This is a genomic window from Haliea sp. (genome assembly GCF_041395985.1).
GTDB lineage: Bacteria > Pseudomonadota > Gammaproteobacteria > Pseudomonadales > Halieaceae > Haliea.
This window is the reverse complement of sequence record NZ_JAWKZJ010000003.1, coordinates 28,185-49,603: the sequence shown is the minus strand read 5'-3', so window position 1 is coordinate 49,603 and position 21,419 is coordinate 28,185. Positions and strand designations below refer to the sequence as shown.

The 21,419-nt window shown below is 64.1% G+C and carries 19 protein-coding genes; all 19 read left to right on the top strand.

Annotation, left to right across the window (positions count from 1 at the left end):
* Positions 1 to 14: 14 nt before the first annotated feature.
* Positions 15 to 1,667, top strand: a complete 1,653-nt coding sequence (gene groL / locus R3E49_RS06695; protein ID WP_290743288.1) for a chaperonin GroEL — start codon at positions 15 to 17, stop codon at positions 1,665 to 1,667.
* A gap of 140 nt (positions 1,668 to 1,807) precedes the next feature.
* Positions 1,808 to 2,437, top strand: a complete 630-nt coding sequence (locus R3E49_RS06690) for a urate hydroxylase PuuD (RefSeq protein ID WP_233248852.1) — start codon at positions 1,808 to 1,810, stop codon at positions 2,435 to 2,437.
* A gap of 133 nt (positions 2,438 to 2,570) precedes the next feature.
* On the top strand, positions 2,571 to 3,362 hold the full coding sequence (locus tag R3E49_RS06685) for a hypothetical protein (protein WP_290740254.1): 792 nt from the start codon (positions 2,571 to 2,573) through the stop codon (positions 3,360 to 3,362).
* Between the two features lie 22 nt (positions 3,363 to 3,384).
* Positions 3,385 to 4,908 (top strand): fumarate hydratase, encoded by a 1,524-nt coding sequence (locus tag R3E49_RS06680; protein ID WP_371294336.1) that lies wholly within the window; start codon positions 3,385 to 3,387, stop codon positions 4,906 to 4,908.
* 19 nt (positions 4,909 to 4,927) lie between these two features.
* Positions 4,928 to 6,370: an exodeoxyribonuclease I gene (gene sbcB / locus R3E49_RS06675; RefSeq protein ID WP_371294335.1), complete on the top strand. Its 1,443-nt coding sequence runs from the start codon at positions 4,928 to 4,930 to the stop codon at positions 6,368 to 6,370.
* 90 nt (positions 6,371 to 6,460) lie between these two features.
* On the top strand, positions 6,461 to 7,483 hold the full coding sequence (locus tag R3E49_RS06670; RefSeq protein WP_371294334.1) for an aspartate carbamoyltransferase: 1,023 nt from the start codon (positions 6,461 to 6,463) through the stop codon (positions 7,481 to 7,483).
* Positions 7,473 to 8,093 carry an NUDIX domain-containing protein gene (locus tag R3E49_RS06665; protein ID WP_371294333.1) on the top strand — a complete coding sequence of 207 codons (621 nt, stop codon included), beginning with the start codon at positions 7,473 to 7,475 and terminating at the stop codon, positions 8,091 to 8,093. Before R3E49_RS06670 ends, R3E49_RS06665 begins: the two co-directional genes overlap by 11 nt.
* Positions 8,094 to 8,106: 13 nt before the next feature.
* Positions 8,107 to 9,708 carry a murein biosynthesis integral membrane protein MurJ gene (gene murJ / locus R3E49_RS06660; protein ID WP_371294332.1) on the top strand — a complete coding sequence of 534 codons (1,602 nt, stop codon included), beginning with the start codon at positions 8,107 to 8,109 and terminating at the stop codon, positions 9,706 to 9,708.
* A gap of 88 nt (positions 9,709 to 9,796) precedes the next feature.
* Positions 9,797 to 10,759 carry a bifunctional riboflavin kinase/FAD synthetase gene (ribF, locus tag R3E49_RS06655; RefSeq protein WP_371294331.1) on the top strand — a complete coding sequence of 321 codons (963 nt, stop codon included), beginning with the start codon at positions 9,797 to 9,799 and terminating at the stop codon, positions 10,757 to 10,759.
* Between the two features lie 27 nt (positions 10,760 to 10,786).
* Entirely contained in the window at positions 10,787 to 13,591 is a 2,805-nt protein-coding gene (gene ileS / locus R3E49_RS06650) for an isoleucine--tRNA ligase (RefSeq protein ID WP_371294330.1), read from the top strand.
* The gene (gene lspA, locus R3E49_RS06645; RefSeq protein WP_371294329.1) at positions 13,554 to 14,093 is read left to right on the top strand and encodes a signal peptidase II; all 540 of its coding nucleotides are present in this window, start codon (positions 13,554 to 13,556) and stop codon (positions 14,091 to 14,093) included. The genes ileS and lspA overlap by 38 nt, the downstream gene beginning before the upstream one ends.
* On the top strand, positions 14,090 to 14,545 hold the full coding sequence (locus tag R3E49_RS06640; RefSeq protein ID WP_290740228.1) for a peptidylprolyl isomerase: 456 nt from the start codon (positions 14,090 to 14,092) through the stop codon (positions 14,543 to 14,545). The genes lspA and R3E49_RS06640 overlap by 4 nt, the downstream gene beginning before the upstream one ends.
* On the top strand, positions 14,545 to 15,495 hold the full coding sequence (ispH, locus tag R3E49_RS06635; protein ID WP_371294328.1) for a 4-hydroxy-3-methylbut-2-enyl diphosphate reductase: 951 nt from the start codon (positions 14,545 to 14,547) through the stop codon (positions 15,493 to 15,495). The genes R3E49_RS06640 and ispH overlap by 1 nt, the downstream gene beginning before the upstream one ends.
* Positions 15,496 to 15,569: 74 nt before the next feature.
* Positions 15,570 to 16,136, top strand: a complete 567-nt coding sequence (locus R3E49_RS06630) for a GspH/FimT family protein (protein WP_371294327.1) — start codon at positions 15,570 to 15,572, stop codon at positions 16,134 to 16,136.
* Positions 16,133 to 16,708, top strand: a complete 576-nt coding sequence (locus tag R3E49_RS06625; RefSeq protein ID WP_371294326.1) for a prepilin-type N-terminal cleavage/methylation domain-containing protein — start codon at positions 16,133 to 16,135, stop codon at positions 16,706 to 16,708. Before R3E49_RS06630 ends, R3E49_RS06625 begins: the two co-directional genes overlap by 4 nt.
* A gap of 56 nt (positions 16,709 to 16,764) precedes the next feature.
* Entirely contained in the window at positions 16,765 to 17,730 is a 966-nt protein-coding gene (locus R3E49_RS06620; protein ID WP_371294325.1) for a PilW family protein, read from the top strand.
* Positions 17,727 to 18,275: a hypothetical protein gene (locus tag R3E49_RS06615; protein WP_371294324.1), complete on the top strand. Its 549-nt coding sequence runs from the start codon at positions 17,727 to 17,729 to the stop codon at positions 18,273 to 18,275. The genes R3E49_RS06620 and R3E49_RS06615 overlap by 4 nt, the downstream gene beginning before the upstream one ends.
* A 42-nt stretch (positions 18,276 to 18,317) precedes the next feature.
* Positions 18,318 to 20,960: a pilus assembly protein gene (locus R3E49_RS06610; protein WP_371294323.1), complete on the top strand. Its 2,643-nt coding sequence runs from the start codon at positions 18,318 to 18,320 to the stop codon at positions 20,958 to 20,960.
* A complete protein-coding gene (locus tag R3E49_RS06605) occupies positions 20,944 to 21,417 on the top strand; it encodes a type IV pilin protein (protein ID WP_371294322.1) in 474 nt (157 codons plus the stop codon). The genes R3E49_RS06610 and R3E49_RS06605 overlap by 17 nt, the downstream gene beginning before the upstream one ends.
* The last annotated feature ends 2 nt before the right edge of the window (positions 21,418 to 21,419 follow it).

Here is a 21,419-nt window from a genome sequence, read left to right as displayed (position 1 = left end):
AAAGGATTCTGATCATGGCAGCTAAAGATGTAATTTTCGGCGACGACGCGCGTCAGCGCATGCTGAAAGGTATCAACGTACTGGCCGATGCAGTCAAGGCCACCCTGGGCCCCAAGGGGCGCAACGTGATTCTCGACAAGTCCTTCGGTGCCCCCACCGTGACCAAGGACGGCGTATCCGTGGCCAAAGAGATCGAACTGAAAGACAAGTTCGAAAACATGGGTGCACAGATGGTCAAGGAAGTCGCCTCCCAGGCGTCTGACCAGGCCGGTGACGGCACCACCACGGCGACTGTGCTGGCACAGGCGATCGTCAATGAAGGCCTGAAGTCTGTGGCCGCCGGCATGAACCCGATGGACCTGAAGCGCGGCATCGACAAGGCCATCGCCGCAGCCGTCGCGCAGATCCAGGATGCCGCCAAGCCCTGTGAAGACAGCAAGGCGATCGCCCAGGTAGGCACCATTTCCGCCAACAGTGACCACGCTGTGGGCCAGATCATCGCGGAAGCGATGGATAAGGTCGGCAAGGAAGGTGTGATCACCGTTGAGGAAGGGTCCGGCCTGGAAAACGAGCTGGATGTGGTTGAAGGTATGCAGTTCGACCGCGGTTACCTCTCCCCCTACTTCATCAACAACCAGGAGAACATGAGCGCCGACGTCGAGTCGCCTTTCATCCTGCTGGTCGACAAGAAAATCTCCAACATCCGTGAAATGCTGCCGCTGCTGGAGCAGGTCGCCAAGTCCTCACGCCCGCTGGTCATCATTGCCGAGGATGTTGAAGGTGAGGCGCTGGCGACGCTGGTGGTCAACAACATGCGCGGTATCGTGAAAGTGGCGGCCTGTAAGGCCCCCGGCTTCGGTGATCGTCGCAAGGCGATGCTGCAGGATATCGCCATCCTGACGGGCGGTACCGTGATTTCCGAAGAAGTGGGCATGGATCTCGAGTCCGCTACCCTGGAACATCTGGGCAGCGCCAAGCGCGTCACCATGGACAAGGACAACACCACCATCATTGATGGTGCTGGTGAAGCCTCAGCCATTGAAGCCCGCGTGAAGGAAGTGCGTGTGCAGATCGAGAACACGTCCTCCGATTACGACCGCGAGAAACTGCAGGAGCGCGTAGCCAAGCTGGCAGGCGGTGTTGCGGTGATCAAGGTTGGCGCAGCCACGGAAATCGAGATGAAAGAGAAGAAGGCCCGCGTTGAAGACGCCCTGCACGCGACCCGTGCAGCGGTGGAAGAAGGCGTGGTAGCCGGCGGCGGCGTGGCACTGGTGCGTGCGGTGGATGCCATTCGCGACCTCAAGGGTGACAACGAAGACCAGAACCACGGTATCGGTGCTGCCCTGCGTGCCATGGAAAACCCCCTGCGGCAGATTGTTGCCAACGCCGGTGGCGAGCCCTCTGTAGTGCTCGACAAAGTGCGCCAAGGCAAGGGGAACTACGGCTACAACGCGGCGACCGGCGAGTACGGCGACATGATCGAGATGGGTATCCTCGATCCTGCCAAAGTGACCCGCACGGCGTTGCAAGCCGCCGGTTCTGTTGCGGCGCTGATGATCACCACCCAGGTGATGATTGCCGATGCACCGGAAGACAAGTCTTCTGGCGGCGGCATGCCCGACATGGGTGGCATGGGTGGTATGGGTGGCATGGGCGGCATGATGTAAGCCGTCTGCTATTCAGACCCGAAAAACCCCGCCTTGTGCGGGGTTTTTTTTGGTCTGCACATTTCACGCGCGAGCAGTTACGTGGCCCATGCCAGCGTGTACAATCAAGTGGGTTTTATAACGACAAGAAGGAAACTCCTATGAACATGTTTATCGTTGATTTTGTTTTCCGCTGGGCGCACGTGCTGTTCGGTATCACCTGGATCGGCATGCTCTACTATTTCAACTTCGTGCAGACTGAGTACTTCAAGGAAGCCGAGGCGGGTGCCAAGGCAGACGCCATGAAGAAACTGGCGCCCCGGGCACTGTGGTGGTTCCGCTGGGGTGCCATGTTTACCTTCCTGACCGGCTTCATCCTGCTCATGGCGGCACGCCCCTTCGGTAACATGGGCGCCAGCGCCCTGATCCTCATGGGCTCCCTGACCGGTACGCTGATGTTCCTCAACGTCTGGCTGATTATCTGGCCCAACCAGAAAATCGTCCTCGGGCTGGCAGAGGGCGACGGCCCGGTCGCGGCTGCCAAGGCCGGCCTGGCCTCGCGCACCAACACGCTGTTTTCCGGCCCCATGCTGTTCGGCATGCTGGGCGCCAAGCACGCACCGTTTATCACCCCCAGCACAACGGGCCTGATTGCCTGTGCCGCGCTTATTCTGGCGCTGGAAGCCAATGCCCTGTTCGGCAAGCAGGGGCCGATGACCAAGGTGGTGGGCGTCATTCACATGAGCATCCTGCTCACCGGCGTGGTCTGGGCGCTGCTCGCCTTCCTGTAACACCGTTCCTGTCGCCGGGCCGATATCCCAGGCCCGGCACCTGCCCACGCGGCAACCCCTGTGTCACGCTGGCTCTGCAATAGCGGTGCTGCACATGTATAATGCCGGCTCATTTTCTTGCCAGTGACCGACCATGTCTCAGGACGATATTGACCACATGCCCTCCATCGTTCCCTCCCGGGAAACCGGGCAGGAACCTGTTGCGCCCAAGCCTCGCGGCAGCAAGCCCGAGAAGGGGCGGGCGGGAAACACGCGGCCGCCCTCGGGTGGCGCGGGTACCCCCGCGGCTGGCGGCAGCAGCATCCTGTTGCGCCTGATGCTGGTGCTCGCGCTGGCCGTGGCGGGTGTGGCCTGTGCCTGGGCCTACCAGTTGCAGCAGGCCCTGGACAGCAGCGCCGCGCAGATGGAGCGCTACGCCAAGCGAATTTCGGACCTCGAAGACCGGCTGTCGGATACCGATGAGGGGCTGAGCCAGAACACCCAGGCGATGGCCGTCAAGATCAAGGAACTGTATTCGGAGGTCGACAAGCTGTGGGCGTCGGCCTGGCGTCGCAACAAGGCCGCGATTGAAGAACTGGAAAAGACCAGTGCCAGCCAGGTGAAGAAAGTGGCCGCGGCGGAGAAAACCCTGGCCGCCAATGCCGAGCAGATCAAAAGTGCCTCCGGCGACATCGCGCGCCTGAAAAGCGTGGCGGGCGACCTCGAGCGGCTGATGGCCAGTGCCAAGGCCAACCAGGCCGAGGTGGAGCGTGTCGCGGACAGCGTCAACCGGGTCAACGTTGAGCTGTCCAAGCTGAACAAGCGGGTGCAGGAAAACGAGGACTGGGTAAACTCGATCAATGCATTCCGCGGCCAGATCAACCGCTCGATTACCGATCTGCAGTCTTCCGTGAGGAGCCTGCAGTCGACGCCCTCTACTCCCTGAACAGACTCCAAGGATTCCTGCCATGACCGTTATCCGCCAGGATGATTTTATCGATAGCGTCGCCGACGCGCTGCAGTTCATTTCCTACTATCACCCCCTGGACTTCGTGCAGGCGGTTCACCGTGCCTGGGAAATGGAGCAGAATCCCGCGGCCAAGGACGCGATGGCACAGATCCTGATCAACTCGAGGATGTGTGCCCAGGGTCACAGGCCCATCTGCCAGGATACAGGTATTGTGACCGTGTTCCTGAAGATCGGGATGAACGTGCGCTGGGAAGCCACGCTGTCGGTCGCGGAGATGGTCAACGAGGGCGTGCGCCGGGCCTACACGCACCCGGACAACGTGTTGCGTGCCTCGATACTGGAAGATCCCGCGGGCGCGCGACGCAACACCAAGGACAACACCCCGGCGGTGATTCACATGGAGGTCGTGCCGGGTGATACCGTGGACGTGCAGGTTGCGGCCAAGGGCGGCGGTTCCGAAAACAAGTCCAAGCTGGCGATGCTCAACCCCTCCGACAGTATCGTCGACTGGGTGGTGAAAACGGTACCCACCATGGGGGCCGGCTGGTGCCCGCCGGGCATGCTCGGTATCGGGATTGGTGGCACAGCTGAGAAGGCGGCGCTGATGGCGAAGGAGTCCCTGATGGACCCGGTCGACATTCACGAACTGCGCCAGCGCGGCCCCGCCAACCGCAGCGAGGAGTTGCGCCTTGAAATCATGGATGCGGTGAACCGCCTCGGTATCGGTGCGCAGGGCCTAGGCGGCCTGACCACGGTGCTGGATGTGAAGATCCGCGATTATCCCACCCACGCGGCGTCGCTGCCGGTGGCGATGATTCCCAACTGTGCGGCAACGCGCCACGCGCATTTTGTGCTGGATGGCAGCGGTCCCGCCCTGCAGACGCCGCCCAACCTCGATGACTGGCCGGAGATCACCTGGGAAGTGGGCGAGCAGGTGCGCCGCGTCAACCTGGACACGGTGACCCCGGAAGAAGCGGCGCAGTGGCAGCCCGGCGATACGCTGCTGCTCTCCGGCAAAATGTTGACGGGGCGCGATGCGGCGCACAAGAAGATGAAGGAACTGATCGACAGCGGTGAAGGTCTGCCCGCCGAGGTCAACCTGAAAGGCCGATTTATCTATTACGTGGGCCCGGTCGACCCGGTGCGCGACGAGGTGGTCGGCCCGGCGGGCCCCACCACCTCCACCCGCATGGACAAGTTCACCGACTTTATCCTGGAGAAGACCGGTCTGCTGGGCATGATCGGCAAGGCAGAGCGCGGCCCTGCCGGCATCGAGGCGATCAAGAAGCACAAGGCGGTGTACCTGATGGCCGTCGGCGGTGCAGCGTACCTGGTGTCGAAGGCCATCACTTCGGCCCGTGTTGTGGCCTTCCCGGAGCTGGGCATGGAAGCGATCTACGAATTCGAGGTCAAGGACATGCCGGTCAGTGTCGCCGTGGATGCTCGTGGGGTTTCGGTGCACGAACTCGGCCCGCGTATCTGGCAGGCAAAGATCGAGGAGCAGGCCATCGAGTTGATCTGAGCCGCGCACGCAGCCACGCATGTCGACCTTTTACTGGCACGACTACGAAACCTTCGGCGCGGACCCCGCCTGGGACCGGCCGGTACAGTTTGCCGGTCTGCGCACCGATGACGACCTCAACGTCATCGGTGACCCCCTGGTCATTTATGCCCGCCCCGCCGACGATTTTCTGCCCCACCCCCAGGCCTGTTTGATCACCGGTATCACACCGCAGCTCGCACTCGAGAAGGGGCTGCCCGAATCTGAGTTTGTTGCCCGTATCCACACTGAGCTGGCACAGCCCGGCACCTGTTCGGTGGGCTACAACTCACTGCGTTTCGACGATGAAGTCACGCGGTATGCGCTGTATCGCAATTTCTACGATCCCTATGCCCGCGAGTGGCAGAACGGAAATTCCCGCTGGGATATTATCGATTTGCTGCGCACCGCCTGGGCGTTGCGCCCCGAGGGCTTCGCGTGGCCGCGCCGCGAAGACGGCCACGTCAGCTTTCGTCTGGAAGAGTTGACCTCGGCAAACGGCATCGCGCACACCGCGGCCCACGATGCCCTGTCCGATGTCGAGGCCACGCTGGCGATGGCGCGCCTGGTGCGCGAACGCCAGCCGCGGCTGTACGCTTGGGTGCTGCAAAGCCGCGACAAGCGCTGGGTGCAGGGGCAGCTGCAGCTCGGCTCGCTGAAGCCTGTGCTGCATGTCTCCGGCATGTTTGGTGCGGAGCGCTTCAACACGGCACTGATACTGCCGCTGGCGGCGCATCCTGTGAATCGCAATGAAATCATCTGCGCCGATCTCAATGAGGACCCTGCCGTTCTGCGCGAGGAGGCAGTGCCCGCCCTGCAGCAGGCCCTGTTCGCCCGGCGCGATGCCCTGCCGCCCGGCCAGCAGCGCCCTGGCCTGAAAAGCGTGCACATCAACCGCTGTCCGGTACTGGCGCCGCCGACGATGGTGACCCCCGAGGTCGCCGCGCGGATTGGTCTCGACGGTGCGCGCTGTCGGCGGCACCTCGCAGCCCTGCGTGCCTGGCACGCGGATGATGCCAGGGGTATGGTTGAAAAGTTGCAGGCCATCTACGCCGGGCGCGAGTTTGCGCCGGTCACGGACCCGGACCGCATGCTCTACGGCGGCGGATTCTTCTCGGAGGCGGACCGGCGCAGTATGGAGCAGGTACGATCTGCCACCCCGGAGGCCCTCGCACAGCAGTCCTTTGCCTTCGAGGATGCCCGCCTGCCGGAGATGCTGTTCCGCTACCGTGCGCGCAACTTCCCGCAGACCCTGTCGCCGGCGGAGCGCGCCCAGTGGGATGAATTTCGCCTGCAGCGCATCACTGAACCCAATGCCCCGGGTGCGCTGGATATGGAAGCGTATCAGGCACTGATCGACACGCTGCTGGCGGAGCAGCGCCCCGCAGGCGAGCGCGAGCTCCTCGAGGCACTGCTGGAGTACGGGGACGCGCTACTGGCCTGAATCGCCCATGGGCAAGCGGCTGGCGCAGGCCGTATAATGCCCGACGTCGGTGGCGGGTCACCGCCAGATGCCAGAGCAGGGAGTGTTTGCGTGCAGTTTGCCGGTAGTCATATTCTCTCCATCGCCCAGTTCGAGCGCCCCGATGTGGAGCGGGTGTTCGCGGTGGCAGACAGTATGGAACCCTACGCCCACCGGCGCCGCGTCACCAAAGTGCTCGACGGCGCTATCCTGGGCGCCATGTTTTTCGAGCCCAGCACGCGCACGCGGGTCAGTTTCGGTAGTGCTTTCAATCTCCTCGGCGGCGAGGTGCGTGAAACCACCGGCTTCGAGCAGTCGGCCATTGCCAAGGGGGAGTCACTCTACGATACCGCGCGGGTGCTCAGCGGCTATTCCGACGTGATTGCCATGCGTCACCCGCAGGAGGGCTCGGTGGCCGAGTTTGCCGCTGCCAGCCGCGTGCCCGTGCTCAATGGCGGCGACGGCAGCAATGAGCATCCCACGCAGGCCCTGCTGGACCTCTACACCATTCGCAAGGAACTGTCCGCCCGCGGTCGCGACGTCGACCGCCTGCGTATCGCCATGGTAGGCGACCTGCGCTACGGCCGCACCGTGCATTCACTCTGCAAGCTGCTGTGCCTGTTTCAGGGCATCCAGGTGGTCCTGGTGTCGCCGGTTGAGCTGCGTATGCCGGGCGATATCGTCGAGCAACTGCGCGCGGCGGGCCATGAAGTGCTGGAGTCCGAGGCACTGGAGTCCAGCATCCGTCACGTCGATATCGTATATTCCACACGCATTCAGGAGGAGCGCTTCAGCTCCCAGCAGGAGGCGGATCTTTACCGCGGCCGCTTCCGCCTGAACCAGAGCATCTACACCGAACACTGTGAGCCCAACACGGTCATCATGCACCCGCTGCCGCGAGATTCTCGCGTGACCGCGCGCGAACTTGATGACGACCTCAACGACAACCCCAACCTGGCAATTTTTCGCCAGACCGACAACGGCGTGCTGGTGCGCATGGCGCTGTTCACCCTGGTGCTGGACGTGGCGGAGCAGGTGCACAGGTACGCGCGCGACGTCAACTGGTACACCGGCGGGCGCTTCGATGCCCTTTGAACTCACCTTTGCCGGCGACGCGTTGCGCGTGCTGCAGAGCGAGGCGGTGTTTGAGGGGTATTTTGCTGTGCGTCGTTTGACGCTGCAGCACCGGCTGTTCGGCGGCGGCTGGAGCCCGCCCCTCGTGCGTGAGGTTTTCGAACGCGGTGATGCGGTTGCCGTGTTGCCCTACGAGCCGGAAACCGACTGTGTCATTCTTATTGAACAGTTTCGTCCCGGCGCCCTGCGCGATGCCCGCAGTCCCTGGATGCTTGAGGTGATTGCCGGCGTGGTAGAGCCCGGTGAGACTGATGCGGAGGTCGTACACCGCGAGGCTGGGGAAGAGGCCGCCTGCGAGCTCGCCGAGTTGCTGCCCATCGCCAGCTATTACCCCAGCGCGGGCGCCTGTTCCGAACATGTGCGGTTGTTCTGCGGCCGGGTCAGGCGGGCGGGCGCCGGTGCCGTGCACGGCGCCCGTGGCGAAGGCGAGGACATTCTGGTGCACCGTATTCCCCGTCTTGAGGCGCTGGCACTGCTGGCCGCGGATCGTGTGCCCAACGGCCACACGCTGATCGCCCTGCAATGGCTGCAGTTGCAGGGGGAGTCCCTGCGCCAGCGCTGGCTCGCCTGATGGCCAGCGTGCAGTGACCGGCCCCGCCGCCCCCGGGACACCGGAGCCCGCGCCACCGGGGCTGTTGCGCTCCAGCGCGGTGGTCGGCAGCATGACGCTGCTGTCGCGGGTGCTCGGCCTCTTGCGTGACGTGGTCATGGCGGCGGTGGTGGGCGCCAGCGCCAACGCCGACGCCTTCTTTGTGGCCTTCAAGATCCCCAACTTCCTTCGGCGCCTGTTCGCCGAGGGCGCCTTTGCCCAGGCCTTTGTGCCCGTGCTTGCCGACTACCGCGAGGACGGCAGCGTGGTGGCAGTGCGGGCGCTGGTGGACCGTGTAGCCGGCGTGCTTGGTGGCACGCTGCTGCTGGTGACGGTGCTGGCGATGGTCGCGGCGCCGCTGGTGGCCACCGTGTTTGCCCCGGGCTTCGTCGCTGACCCGGTAAAATTCGAACTCACGTCGCAGATGATCCGCATCACCTTTCCCTACCTGCTGCTCATCTCAATGACCGGGTTCTGCGGTGCGATTCTCAACAGCTACGGTCGCTTCGCGGTGCCGGCCCTGACCCCGGTGTTTCTGAACCTGTCCCTGATCGGCGCCGCGCTGCTGGCCGCGCCACAGCTGGAGGAACCGGTCTTTGCGCTGGCCTGGGGGGTGGCGCTGGCAGGCGTCATACAGTTGCTGTTCCAGCTGCCTTTCCTCTACCGTCTGGATCTCATACCGCGCCCGCGCTGGGATACCCGCCATCCCGGGGTGCGGCGTATTCTCAAGCTCATGGTGCCCGCGCTGTTTGGCGTGTCGGTGAGCCAGATCAACCTGCTGCTGGATACGGTACTGGCGTCATTTCTGCCGACGGGCAGCGTTTCCTGGCTGTATTACTCGGACCGCCTGATGGAGCTGCCGCTGGGGGTTTTCGGCATCGCCATTGCCACCGTGATCCTGCCCAGCCTGTCGGCGCATCGCGCCGGGGCCAGAATGCGCCAGTTCGGCCTGACCCTGGATTGGGCGGTGCGCTCGGTTCTGCTGGTGGCTGTGCCCGCCGCCGTGGCCCTGGCCGTACTGGCGCGGCCTATTCTGGTGACCCTGTTCCAGTACGGCGAGTTCCGGCCGGAGGATGTTGCCATGTCGGCGTTGAGCCTGCAGGCCTACAGCCTGGGGCTGGCAGCGTTCATGCTGATCAAGGTGTTGGCCCCGGGCTACTATGCACGCCAGGACACGGCGACGCCGGTGCGCTACGGCATTATTGCGATGGCCGCCAATATGGTGTTGAACCTCGCGTTCGTGTTGCCGCTGATGTACTGGTTCCAGGCCGGCCATGTGGGCCTTGCACTCGCCACCAGTGTTGCGGCCTACCTCAACGCAGGCCTGCTGCTGCGCGGGTTGTTGCGTGACGGCGTCCTGCAGCCGCAGGCAGGTTGGGCCGTTTACACCGGGCGTCTGCTGCTGGCCACCAGCGCGATGGTCGCGGTGCTGGTCCTGCTCAGCCCGGGCGTGGAGGACTGGTTGGCCTGGACGCTGTTCGCGCGTGTTGCTCATCTCGTGCTGGTGTGTGGCCTCGGTGGCCTGACCTACCTGCTGGTCCATGTGGCATTGGGCACGCGGCTGCAGCACCTGCGCACGCCGCCCTCGGGGTCCTGAGCACGACACACGGCGCCCCCCGGCATAGGCTAGTGCGGTACTTTTCGCTATACTCCAGCGTTTGCTGTGACAGAGTAAGCCTGACCTCATGGAGCTGATCAGAGGCCTGCATAACCTGGGGCCGCAACACCGTCCCTGCGTGGCCACGATAGGCGCTTTTGATGGGGTGCATCTCGGTCATCAGGCGGTGATTCGCAAGCTTCAGGGCAAGGCGAAAGAACTCGCACTGCCGGCGACGGTGATCGTGTTCGAGCCGCTGCCCCGGGAGTATTTTGCACCGCTGGAAGCGCCGGCCAGAATCATGAGCTTCCGGGACAAGTTTCGCGCCCTGGAGTGCCTCGGCGTAGACCGTGTCCTGCGTATTCGCTTTACGCCCAGCCTGCGCAGCATGTCAGCCCAGGCTTTTGTCGACGAGGTGTTTGTGCAGGGGCTGGGCATACAGCACATCGTTCTGGGCGATGATTTCCGGTTCGGTAACGACCGCCAGGGTGATTATGCGTTCATCAAGTCGCAGGGCCGACGCTATGGCTACGAGGCCAGCGCCACGGAAACCTGTGAATTTGACGGGGAGCGTGTCAGCAGTACGCGTATTCGCGCGGCCCTGGCCGAGGGCGACTTCGCCCTGGCCGAGCGCCTGCTGAGCCGCCCTTACCGCATGAGCGGCAAAGTGATTTATGGCCGGCAACTGGGGCGGGAGCTGGGTTTTCCCACCGCGAACCTGCAGTTGCACCGGCTGCGCTCGCCGCTCTCCGGTGTGTACGCGGTGACCGTCACCGGCGGCGGTCTGGCCGATGCGCCGGCGGTGGCAAACGTCGGCACGCGGCCGACGGTGGGTGACAGCATACAGGCCAACCTTGAGGTCCATGTTCTGCAGGGTAGCCCGCAGCTTTACGGCAGGCATCTGGAGGTGACCTTTCTGCACAAACTGCGCGATGAGCAGAAGTTCGCCTCGGTCGACCTGCTGCGAGGCCAGATTGACCGGGACGCAGAAGCGGCGCGGCGGTGGCTGAGCGAACACACAAACGGTCCGGCGTCGGCTGACGCGGACTGAACTGATTGATACGGGATTGACGTTTACATGAGTGATTACAAGGACACGCTGAACCTGCCACAGACCGGGTTTCCGATGAAGGCGAGCCTCGCCCAGCGTGAACCGGAGCGTATTCGGCAGTGGCAGGAAAACGGCCTGTACGGAAAGATTCGCGCCGCCAGCGCGGGTCGCCCGCGCTTTATCCTGCACGATGGTCCGCCCTACGCCAATGGCGACCTGCACCTGGGGCACGCGGTCAACAAGGTCCTGAAGGACATCATCGTCAAGTCCCGCTCGCTGGCCGGCTTTGATGCGCCTTATGTGCCCGGTTGGGACTGCCACGGTCTGCCCATCGAACTCAACGTCGAGAAGAAGGTCGGCAAGCCCGGCGTCAAGGTGTCACCCGCGGAGTTTCGCCAGAAATGCCGTGATTACGCGGCAGGGCAGGTGGACCGGCAGCGCCAGGACTTTATCCGTATGGGGGTGCTGGGTGACTGGGAAAACCCGTACCTGACGATGAATTTCCAGTTCGAGGCGGATATCGTGCGCACCCTGGGGCGCATCATCGACAACGGGCACCTGCACAAGGGCTTCAAACCGGTGCACTGGTGCCTGGATTGCGGGTCTGCGCTGGCGGAGGCTGAAGTCGAATACCACGACAAGCGCTCCACCGCGGTCGACGTCGCCTTTATCGCGCTGGATCCCGCGGCCATCGCCGAGGCCTGCGATAGCGAATACGCCGGTGAAATCGCTGTCCCGATCTGGACCACCACGCCCTGGACGCTGCCGGCCAACATGGCCGTCTGCCTGCATCCCGACCTTGACTATGTGCTGCTCGCCGGTGAAGGGCGCGCGCTGGTGGTGGCCGAGGAACTGGCAACGGCGGTCGCCGCGCGCTACGGCCTGCCCGGTGTGAACGTGCTGGGACGTTGCAAGGGTCGGGCGCTGGAGCACCAGCGGCTGCAGCACTGTTTCCAGGCGCGCGACGTGCCGGTAGTGCTGGGCGAGCACGTGACCACTGAAGCCGGCACGGGGGCTGTGCATACGGCTCCGGCACACGGTCAGGACGACTTCCTGGTCGGCCAGGCCTATGGCCTTGAGGTCTACAACCCGGTTGCAGGCAACGGCGTGTATCTGCCGGATACGGCAGTGTTTGGCGGCCAGCATGTGTTCAAGATTGACCAGCCGATGCTGGAACTGCTGCGCGAACGCGGGGTTTTGCTGCACAGCGAGGGCTATGACCACTCCTATCCACATTGCTGGCGGCACAAGACGCCGATTATTTTCCGTGCCACGCCCCAGTGGTTTGTGAGCATGCAGCAGAACGGACTGCTGCATGACGCCCTGGCAGCGGTCGAGCAGGTGCAGTGGGTGCCCGAGTGGGGCAAGGCACGCATTGATGCCATGCTGGCACAACGCCCGGACTGGTGTATTTCCCGCCAGCGTACCTGGGGCTCGCCCATCACCTTGTTTGTACACCGGGAAACCGGCGAGTTGCACCCGCGCACCGCGGAGCTTATTGAGGCCGTCGCGCAGCGCATTGAACAGCGCGGTATAGAGGCGTGGTTTGACCTCGAGCCCGTCGATCTCCTTGGCGACGAGGCGGCTGCTTACGACAAGGTCACCGATACGCTGGATGTGTGGTTTGATTCCGGGGTAACGCACGCCTGCGTGCTGCGCCGGCGGGAAGGCCTGCGTGCACCTGCCGATCTGTACCTCGAGGGTTCGGACCAGCACCGGGGCTGGTTCCAGTCCTCGCTGCTCACAGGCATTGCGGCCTTCGCTGAGGCGCCCTATCGGCAGGTGCTGACCCACGGATTCACCGTGGATGCACAGGGTCGCAAGATGTCCAAGTCGCTGGGCAACGTTATCGCGCCGAACGCGGTGATGAACGATCTGGGTGCTGACATCCTGCGTCTCTGGGTTGCGGCGACGGATTACCGCGGTGAACTGACCGTGTCCGACGAGATCTTCAAGCGCACCGCGGATTCCTACCGGCGTATTCGCAACACGGCGCGCTTCCTGCTCTCTAACCTGAACGGCTTCGACCCGGCGCAGCACGTTCTGCCCTTTGCCGATCTGTTGTCGCTTGACCGCTGGGTGATTGATCGTACCGCACGCCTGCAGTCCGAGATCGAGGCGGCCTATGAAAGCTACCAGTTCCATGTGATCTACCAGAAGCTGCATAACTTTTGCAGCAATGATCTCGGTGGCTTTTATCTCGATGTCATCAAGGATCGCCAGTACACCACGCGGGCGGACAGCCGCGCGCGTCGCTCGGCACAGACGGCGCTGTACCATATCGCCGAGGCGCTGGTGCGCTGGATCGCCCCGATTCTCAGCTTCACCGCAGAAGAAATCTGGGAGAACCTGCCCGGTGAGCACGCCGAATCCGTCTTTCTGAGTGAATGGTATCAGGGGCTTGAGGTACTCGAGGGCAGTGAGACCATGGGGGCCGCGTATTGGCAGCAGGTCATGGCAGTGCGCGCCGCGGTGAACCGGGAGATCGAGGTACAGCGCGCTGCGGGGCTGGTGCGCGGCTCGCTGGATACCGATGTCACACTGTACGTGGCAGCACCGCTGCAGGCGCTTTTGGCAAGCCTCGGAGATGAGCTGCGGTTCGTGCTGATTACCTCCGGCGCTACGCTGGCTTCGCTGGATTCGGCACCCACTGAGGCCGCAGCGACCGAGTTGCCCGAGCTCCGCCTGCAGGTGCACGTGAGTCCCGCGGAAAAATGCGAGCGCTGTTGGCACCGTCGCGAGGACGTGGGCCGCCACACACAGCATCCAACGCTGTGCGGCCGCTGCGTCGACAATGTCGACGGTCAAGGGGAGCAGCGCCACTTTGCTTAAACTGCACCCCGTTATCGGCTGGTATGCTTTGGCCTTGCTGGTCATTGCTCTCGACCAGATCACCAAGGTCGCTGCGGAGCACTACCTCAGCTACGCTCGTCCGCTGCCGGTGACCAGCTGGTTCAATCTCACCCTGCAATACAACCCGGGTGCGGCGTTTAGCTTTCTGAGCGATGCAGGGGGCTGGCAGCGTTACTTTTTCAGCGGTATTGCCATCGTCATCAGTGGGGTACTGATCGTGTGGCTGTATCGCCTGCCCGCGGGTCAGCGCCTGCTACCCGCTGCGTTGGCACTGATTCTCGGCGGCGCGATTGGTAACCTGTGGGATCGCCTGGTCCTCGGCCACGTTGTCGACTTTATTTCGCTACACTATGCGGGAGCATTCTTTCCGGCGTTCAATATTGCCGATTCGGCGATTACCGTGGGCGCCGCGTTGATGATACTCGACAGTTTCCTGGCACCGCGGCAGGCGGCGCAGACCGGAGGTAAAGGGCCCCAGTGACAAACAGCGATGTAGCGGTAGGCGAGGGCACACGCGTGTTCCTGAATTTTTCTGTCAGCCTTGAGGACGGCTCTGAGGTGGACAGTAACTTCGGCGGTGAACCGGTGAGCTTTGTGGTGGGCGACGGCAATCTGCTGCCAGGCTTCGAGCAGGCCCTGATGGGAATGCAGCCCGGCCAGCGCCATGTATTTACCATCCTGCCCGAGGACGCCTTCGGCCAGCCCAACGACAACAATGTGCAAACGGTGGCGCGGGATCATTTTGACGACGATGTGGCGCTGGAAATCGGCCTGGTGTTTTCCTTTGCCGATGCAGCCGGTGGCGAATTACCGGGCCTGATCGTGGCGTTTGACGAAGAGGAGGTGACAGTGGACTTCAATCATCCACTGGCGGGTCGCACCATACTGTTCGACGTGCATGTGCACCGGGTTGAACCGGCAGAGTTGCACTGATGGACATTCGTCTCGCCAATCCCCGGGGTTTCTGCGCCGGCGTCGATCGCGCCATTGATATAGTCAATCGCGCGCTGGACATGTTTGGCGCACCGATCTACGTGCGCCACGAGGTGGTACACAACAGGTACGTGGTGGATGATTTGCGTGCACGCGGGGCGATCTTCGTCGAGGAGCTGGAAGAGGTGCCCGACGACTGCATCGTCATATTCAGCGCACACGGCGTGTCGCAGGCGGTGCGCAAGGAAGCCGCCGCGCGCGGGTTGCGGGTATTCGATGCCACCTGCCCGCTGGTCACCAAAGTGCATATCGAGGTCGCGCGTTACAGCGCTGACGGCAGTGAGTGCATTTTGATTGGGCACTGCGGTCACCCCGAGGTCGAAGGCACCATGGGCCAGTTTGATCGCAGTGCCGGTGGCGACATCTACCTGGTGGAGGATGAGGCCCAGGTGGCCTCTCTGGTTGTGCGCAACCCCGAACGCCTGCACTACGTCACCCAGACTACGCTCTCGGTCGACGATACGGCGCGGGTTATCGACGCGCTGCGCGCCCGCTTTCCGGCCATTCAGGGTCCGCGCAAGGATGACATCTGCTACGCCACCCAGAACCGGCAGGATGCGGTAAAGCAGCTGGCCGCCGATTGCGACCTGGTACTGGTGGTGGGATCACCCAACAGCTCCAACTCCAATCGCCTGCGGGAACTGGCAGAGCGCATGGGTGCGGTCGCTTACCTGATCGATAGCGCGGGGGACATTCGTCCCGAGTGGCTTGAGGGTCGGCAGCGCGTCGGCGTCACGGCAGGCGCCTCTGCGCCCGAGGTGCTGGTGAGCGAGGTCATACAGGGCCTGCAGGCGCTGGGCGCGAATCCACCGGTGGAGTTGGCCGGGCGCCCGGAAAACGTGACCTTCTCCCTGCCGCGCGAACTGCGTATACCTCTGCGCAACGTCTGATTTAGTCAATTGCAGCCGGGCGCTGGCGCGTCCGGGGTTCCCCGCTAAGCTTCCCCTTTGCAGGGAGGCTGTGCATGGACAGGACGTTACATCGCGGCCCGCTTCGCGGGCTCACCTTGATCGAATTGCTGCTGGTGGTTGTGCTGCTGGGCGTGCTGTTGCTGGTGGCCGTGCCGGGCTTTGAGCGTGTGCAGCAGCGCCTTGAAATTCGCGCCGAAGCCGGGCGTCTGTTCACGGCACTCCATCTCGCGCGCAGTGAGGCCGTGAACCGCAACGAAGTGGTGACCCTCTGCCCATCCGCGTACGCGCGCAGCGGTGTGCTGCAATGCGCTGGCGACTACCGCGACGGCTGGATTCTGTTGCGCGGCCGCCCCGCTGTGGGGCGGCTTCCCGCCGCGGCACTGCTGCGTGCCTGGTCGCCGATGGCGGCAGGCCTGAGTGTACTGGATCGGGCGGGAGCGCGACAGGTGGCGGACCCGATCAGTTTCCGGCCCGATGGTACAGCCGGCCGTAATCGCACCCTGATGGTGTGTTCCGGCCCTCATCCCCGCCTCGTCTCCTGGAGCGTGGTAATGAACGTGGTCGGTCGTGCCAGGTTGGTGCGGGGCTGGGGCGACTGTCCGCAGGCAGCCGTCGCGTGAGGCGGGCAGAGGGCGGGTTCGGGCTGATCGAACTGCTGATCGCTTCTCTACTGTTCACTGTCGGTGTGTCCGCTCTGCTTGCGGGGCAGGCTGTCGCCTGGCGCAACAGTCTGGAGAGCGCTCAGGTCGCTCGCGCCACGGCGTTGGCGCGCGACCTGCTCGCTCGCATGGAGAGTAACCCGGAGCCACTTGCCATCTATACACAGGAGGGCCTGGCGCCCACGGGTCTGCCGCAGCTGCCACCGCATGCCGCCGCGGCCTGCCACGGTTCCCTCGAAGAAGGCCTCTGCACCGCCGAGACACTTGCTGAGTACGATCTGGCGGACTGGCTGTCTCTGCTTCAGGATGGCGGTGAGCGGTCAGTCGCAGGGGAGCCGGTGGCGGGTCTGCCGGAGCCGCATGTCTGTATTGCGGTCCAGGCAAACGGTCTCACGGTGGCGATTGCCTGGCGTGGCGCTGGCGCGAGGGTGGCTCAGGTTGCTTCTAGCTGCGGTGCGGGTCATGGCCGGTACGGCGTGAACGACCGGCAACGCCGCGTAGTCGCGTTGCAGACCTGGGTTCCCCGGGGGTAGTCGCGGTGATGGCGCGTAGGGAGCGATATCCAGAACCGCGTTCTTCGGGGATTACGTTGCCTGCGCTGCTGATATCGATGGCTCTCGGGCTGCTCTTTGCGGTGCTGCTGGTATGGTCCTACGCGGAAGCCAGGCGCCAGTTTCTGCTGGCTGACGAGCTGGCTCGCGTCAGGGAGAACGGGCGCTTCGCCATGGCGCTGTTGCGCAGGGAACTTGCCCTCGCCGGGTTTCACGGCGGCCTGCCGCTGCATACCGCAGTTGCACTGCCGGTGACGGTCGACGGTTGCGGGGTCGCTGCGCGCTGGCCTCTGGGCGACGTGGACGCGCTGGATCTTCAGGTGGGTTACGCGGGGGGAGCGCCGCAGACCGTGACCGGCGTCGTGCTGGACTGTCTTCCTGCTGCGATGCTCCAGCGGGGAAGCGACCTGCTCGCTATTCGGCGTACCGCGGCAGAGGCTACGATGGCGAACGGGGAGTGGGCGGCTGCGGCATCCGGCGTCGATCGCGGGCACTGGTACCTGCAGATTCGCGGCCAGACGGCCTCCGTGCAATGGTGGCAGGCGGGCAGGGTAGCCGCAGCCGAGGCGGTGCCCGGCAGCGGTGTGGATTACTGGCGTCTGCTCGCTCGCCTGTTTTACGTCCGCCGCTATTCAGTGACGCCGGCTGATCACATTCCCACACTGTGTGCTGCTGCACTCTCTCCGGCGGGCATGTTCAGTCATTGCCTGGTCGAGGGTATTGAGCGCTTCCACATCGAACTCGGCGTAGATGGCGACGGGGATGGTGTGCCGGAGCATTACGTTTCGCAGCCGGACGCGGCACAGCTGCGGCGCGCAGTCACCGCACGCGTTGCGTTGCTGGTGCGCAGTCTCGTGCCGGTCCCAGGCTATGCCGGTCCGCGGCGCTACCGGTTGGGGCAGCGCGAGTTCGTCGCCGACGATGATGGCTATGTACGGCGTGTCTTCAGCACTACGGTAGGCTTGCGCAATCTGCGGCCGGCGGTCGCGTGGGTGAGAACATGAAGTCTCTTGTTGATCCCGGTGTCAACCATCTGTCTCGTGCAGACGGCTACATACTCCTGCTGGCACTGGTGTTCCTCGGCCTGATCAGCGCCGTCTCCATCGCCATGTTGCGCAACAGCGTGCTGGAGCTGCGTATGACCGGTAACCTGCTGCAGCGTGAGGAGGCACTCCAGCTTGCCCAGGGTGTTGCCGCCGTGCTCAGCAGTACGCCCTTGCCGTTCGCCGCCATGCACCAGGCAGGGCTTGCGCACTGTGCTGCGCCCGATGCCTGCAACGCCGATCTCGATCAGCAGCTTCGCGAACTGCTCGATGCTGCACAGCCGTCTGTACAACGACTCCGTGTCCACTATGAGATACGCCGGATCAACCCGCGCGTGCAGGGCGCTCTGGCGCCGCGCCTGGGTGAGACACAGGTCTCGGAGGCGGGGTACGACGCCTTTGTCGCATTTGAGCTGCGGGTCAGCGTGAGTGACCCACAGGATGCAACGCTGAGGGCAGATGTGGTGCAAGGTGTGTTGTTGCGGCTTGCAGATTCGGAGCATTGACAGGGAGTGTCGATCATGTGGAGAACTCGAGTATGGCTGTTTTTGGCGTGTTCGCTTCTGGGGGCGGCTCCGCTGCAGGCGCTGGATCTGGATGCCTGGTGGGCTTCGGGGGACCACACTCACCTGCTACTGGAGCTGGCTCTGCGCCAGTCGTCGACGCCAGCACTCTGTACGCTGGGACAGGACTGCCGTCAGCGCTTCACCACCTCTGCGTATCGCCTGCTGGAGGGTGCGCATGCAGAGGGTGCGCCCGTGACATCCGGCGATGCGGTCGCGGCAGTCATCCGGTCGCTCCTGCAGCGCTTGCCGCCCCAGGTCACGGTGGAGACGCGGCAACGTCCATTATCGGCGTTTTCAGGCGCTCGGGCGGTCGACGAGATCTACCTCGTGCGCGGCACCGCGGCGACTGTGCCCTTGGCACGTGCGGGAGCCTGTTTCCGCCAGCATACATTGTCGCTGACCGATACACCGGCGCCCGGCGCGATCGCGCTGTCCACGAGGGACCCGATACAGCTGGAGCGCCGTCTGGAGGAGGCTGTGTTGGGATTTGCGCGTCGCTCCGGAAGTCTGGTTTCCAGCACGTTTCGGGCTGGGGCATCCACAGAGTCTGAGTTGTTGATCGCCGGGTTCGAGCTTGGGCCGGGTGCTTCCTGGGCCGGTAATGTGAAGAAGGTTCGCATCCCGGTCGCTGGCGCCGGCCTTGCTACAGTGGAAGACGCCAGGGGGCAGCCTGCCCTGCGGGAGTCGGCTGCGGGCCCTGTACGCCTGCGGGATTCCGCAGTGACGTTCTGGACCGATCCCGCGCGAGTGCTGCCGGGGCTCGAACCTCCCGTTCGCGCAGGCGCTGATGGTGGTGCGGTGCGTCGCGGTGGTGTCGGGCAGCATCTCGTGAGCCATCCGACGGTGTCCGACCCGCCGGTAGACGGCGGCAGGTTGCTGCTGACTGAGGCTCCAGAGCCGGCGGATCACGCAATCGGACCTCGGCCACTGGTGCCCTTGCGGGCTGATCTCGCGAGTGTTCGCGCGCTGCGTGACAGCCTACCGTTTGCCGATGAGGCGGAGGGGTTGCAGCTGCTGCGCTGGATACTGGGCGAAGACGTTGATGAGGCTCCCCAGCGGGGCCGCGCCTGGTTGCTGGGTCCTGTATATCACTCAAGGCCTCTGGCACTGGATTACGGTGCAACCGGTGACGGCTATGGCGTGTCGAATCCGAGAGTTCGCATCTTCTTCGGCAGCGCTGACGGCGTGCTGCACGCTGTGGAGAACACCGATGCTGCGGGCCGTGAAAGCGGCAGGGAAGTGTTCGGATTCCTGCCACACAGCTCCCTGGCTGCTCTGCTCCGGCGGCGGTCTGCTGCATCACCGGTGCCCGTCGCCTACGGCATAGATGGCAGTCCGGTGGTCCTGCGTGTTGATCGAAACGGCGATGGCACGCTGCGCGCCGACGACGGTGACGAGGCCATTGTGGTTTTTGGGCTGCGTCGTGGCGGCAGCCGCTACTACGCACTGAACGTCTCTGACCCACTGCAGCCGCCCAGGCTGCAGTGGCGCCTTGAGCGTACGGTGGGCGGTGATTTTGATGAGCTTGGTCTGACGTTTTCCACTCCAGTGGTCGGCCGCGTGCAGTTTGATGGTCAAGTGCGGGACGTACTTCTGTTGGGTGGCGGCTACAACGGCGGTGTCGACGCAGCAACCGGCGAGCGCCTGGGCAAGGATGCCACAGCAGGTGATGATCCTGTGGGTAACGCGATCTATGTGGTGGATGCCAGAAGCGGTGCACTGATCTGGAAAGCGGTCCGGGGCGACTCGGCCGCGGCGGACAACAGCCGCTTCCCGCATCCGGATATGCGCGACAGTATTGCGTCGGAGATTGCGGTGCTGAAGAACGCAGCGGGCATTATCCACCGCCTGTATGTGGGGGACACCGGAGGACGTGTCTGGCGCGTTGACCTGCCGCCGGGCGGCTTGCACGATCCACAGCACCGCGCACGGCACTGGTCCGCTTCAGTGCTTGCGGAGCTGGGTGCAGAGACTGTCGGTCCGGACGACAGGCGCTTTTTCGCTGCGCCCGCACTGGTGCGGACGGTGGATGACCGGGGGCGACCGGTGGACGGTGTGTTGATCACCAGCGGCAATCGCGCCCAGCCTCTGGCGCGACGCACAGTGAACTATGCCTTCTACCTGCGGGATGGCCTTGTCCGCAGCGGTGATGCCCGGGTTCGGGAACGGCTTGCGCTGACTTTTGATCAGCTGCATCCCGCTGGTAGCTGCACCCCGGAGCAGACCGGGCCCTGTGCTGCGGTGCAGGGGCCGGGCTGGAAGCTCGCTATGCCTGCACCTGGGGAGAAAGGCTGGGGAAGTCCGGTGATTGACGGCGGGCGGGTGCTGTTTGGTAGTTTCGAGCCGCGGCAGGCCCCCTGTGAAGCACCCCCCGGGCGGGCCCGCCTCTACGCGGTGAACCTGGTGGATGGCGCCGCACCTGACGGTGGGTCGGCAGGGTGGGATCTGGGCGTGGGGGTGCCGTCCGAGTTGCTGCGAGCCGGTGAGTGGCTGGTGCTGCCTGGGGGCGTTCCGGAGGCGGCAGCTTCAGGCGCAGGACTACTTCCGGACGCGGCATTGCAGCGCTCGCGCGCGCCACAATTGCTCCGCACCTACTGGCGTGAGCCGGGTGTCGACCCGTTGTAGTGAGCTGGCAGGGGTGTTCACACCACAACGCGCCGGCGTAACGCTGCTGGAAATGCTGCTGGTTCTGGTGCTGCTGTCGGTGTTGCTGGTGATTGCCGTGCCACAGTACAGCGAACAGGTCTTCAGGGGGCGACGCAAGGTGGCGACCAGTGCGCTGCTGGTGATTGCGGGTCGACAGGAGGAATTCCTGCTCTATCACCGGCGCTATGCGACAAGCCTTGTCGAGCTGGGGTTCAGCAGGGAGCAGCGTGTCGGTCTGGGGCCTGGTGGGCAAGAGGTTGAACAGGACGCGCTCTACGAGATATCCCTTGAGCCGCTGCATGACCCCTACCAGTTTCGGGTATGGGCCCAGCCCGTGGGGCACCAGGCCGGGGACCTGCGCTGTGGCAGTTACAGCCTGGACGCAGCCGGTGTCTACGCGAACAGTGGCTACGCCGGCAGCAATGCCTGCTGGTAGCC

What these genes read in the sequence shown, in the direction of transcription:
- R3E49_RS06665 (WP_371294333.1), top strand. Translation starts at nt 7,473, where the DNA reads ATGCCCTTTGAACTCACCTTTGCCGGCGACGCGTTGCGCGTGCTGCAG.
- ispH (WP_371294328.1), top strand. Translation starts at nt 14,545, where the DNA reads ATGGACATTCGTCTCGCCAATCCCCGGGGTTTCTGCGCCGGCGTCGAT.
- R3E49_RS06615 (WP_371294324.1), top strand. Translation starts at nt 17,727, where the DNA reads ATGAAGTCTCTTGTTGATCCCGGTGTCAACCATCTGTCTCGTGCAGAC.
- groL (WP_290743288.1), top strand. Translation starts at nt 15, where the DNA reads ATGGCAGCTAAAGATGTAATTTTCGGCGACGACGCGCGTCAGCGCATG.
- R3E49_RS06680 (WP_371294336.1), top strand. Translation starts at nt 3,385, where the DNA reads ATGACCGTTATCCGCCAGGATGATTTTATCGATAGCGTCGCCGACGCG.
- sbcB (WP_371294335.1), top strand. Translation starts at nt 4,928, where the DNA reads ATGTCGACCTTTTACTGGCACGACTACGAAACCTTCGGCGCGGACCCC.
- R3E49_RS06690 (WP_233248852.1), top strand. Translation starts at nt 1,808, where the DNA reads ATGAACATGTTTATCGTTGATTTTGTTTTCCGCTGGGCGCACGTGCTG.
- lspA (WP_371294329.1), top strand. Translation starts at nt 13,554, where the DNA reads ATGTCGACGGTCAAGGGGAGCAGCGCCACTTTGCTTAAACTGCACCCC.
- ribF (WP_371294331.1), top strand. Translation starts at nt 9,797, where the DNA reads ATGGAGCTGATCAGAGGCCTGCATAACCTGGGGCCGCAACACCGTCCC.
- ileS (WP_371294330.1), top strand. Translation starts at nt 10,787, where the DNA reads ATGAGTGATTACAAGGACACGCTGAACCTGCCACAGACCGGGTTTCCG.
- R3E49_RS06630 (WP_371294327.1), top strand. Translation starts at nt 15,570, where the DNA reads ATGGACAGGACGTTACATCGCGGCCCGCTTCGCGGGCTCACCTTGATC.
- R3E49_RS06685 (WP_290740254.1), top strand. Translation starts at nt 2,571, where the DNA reads ATGTCTCAGGACGATATTGACCACATGCCCTCCATCGTTCCCTCCCGG.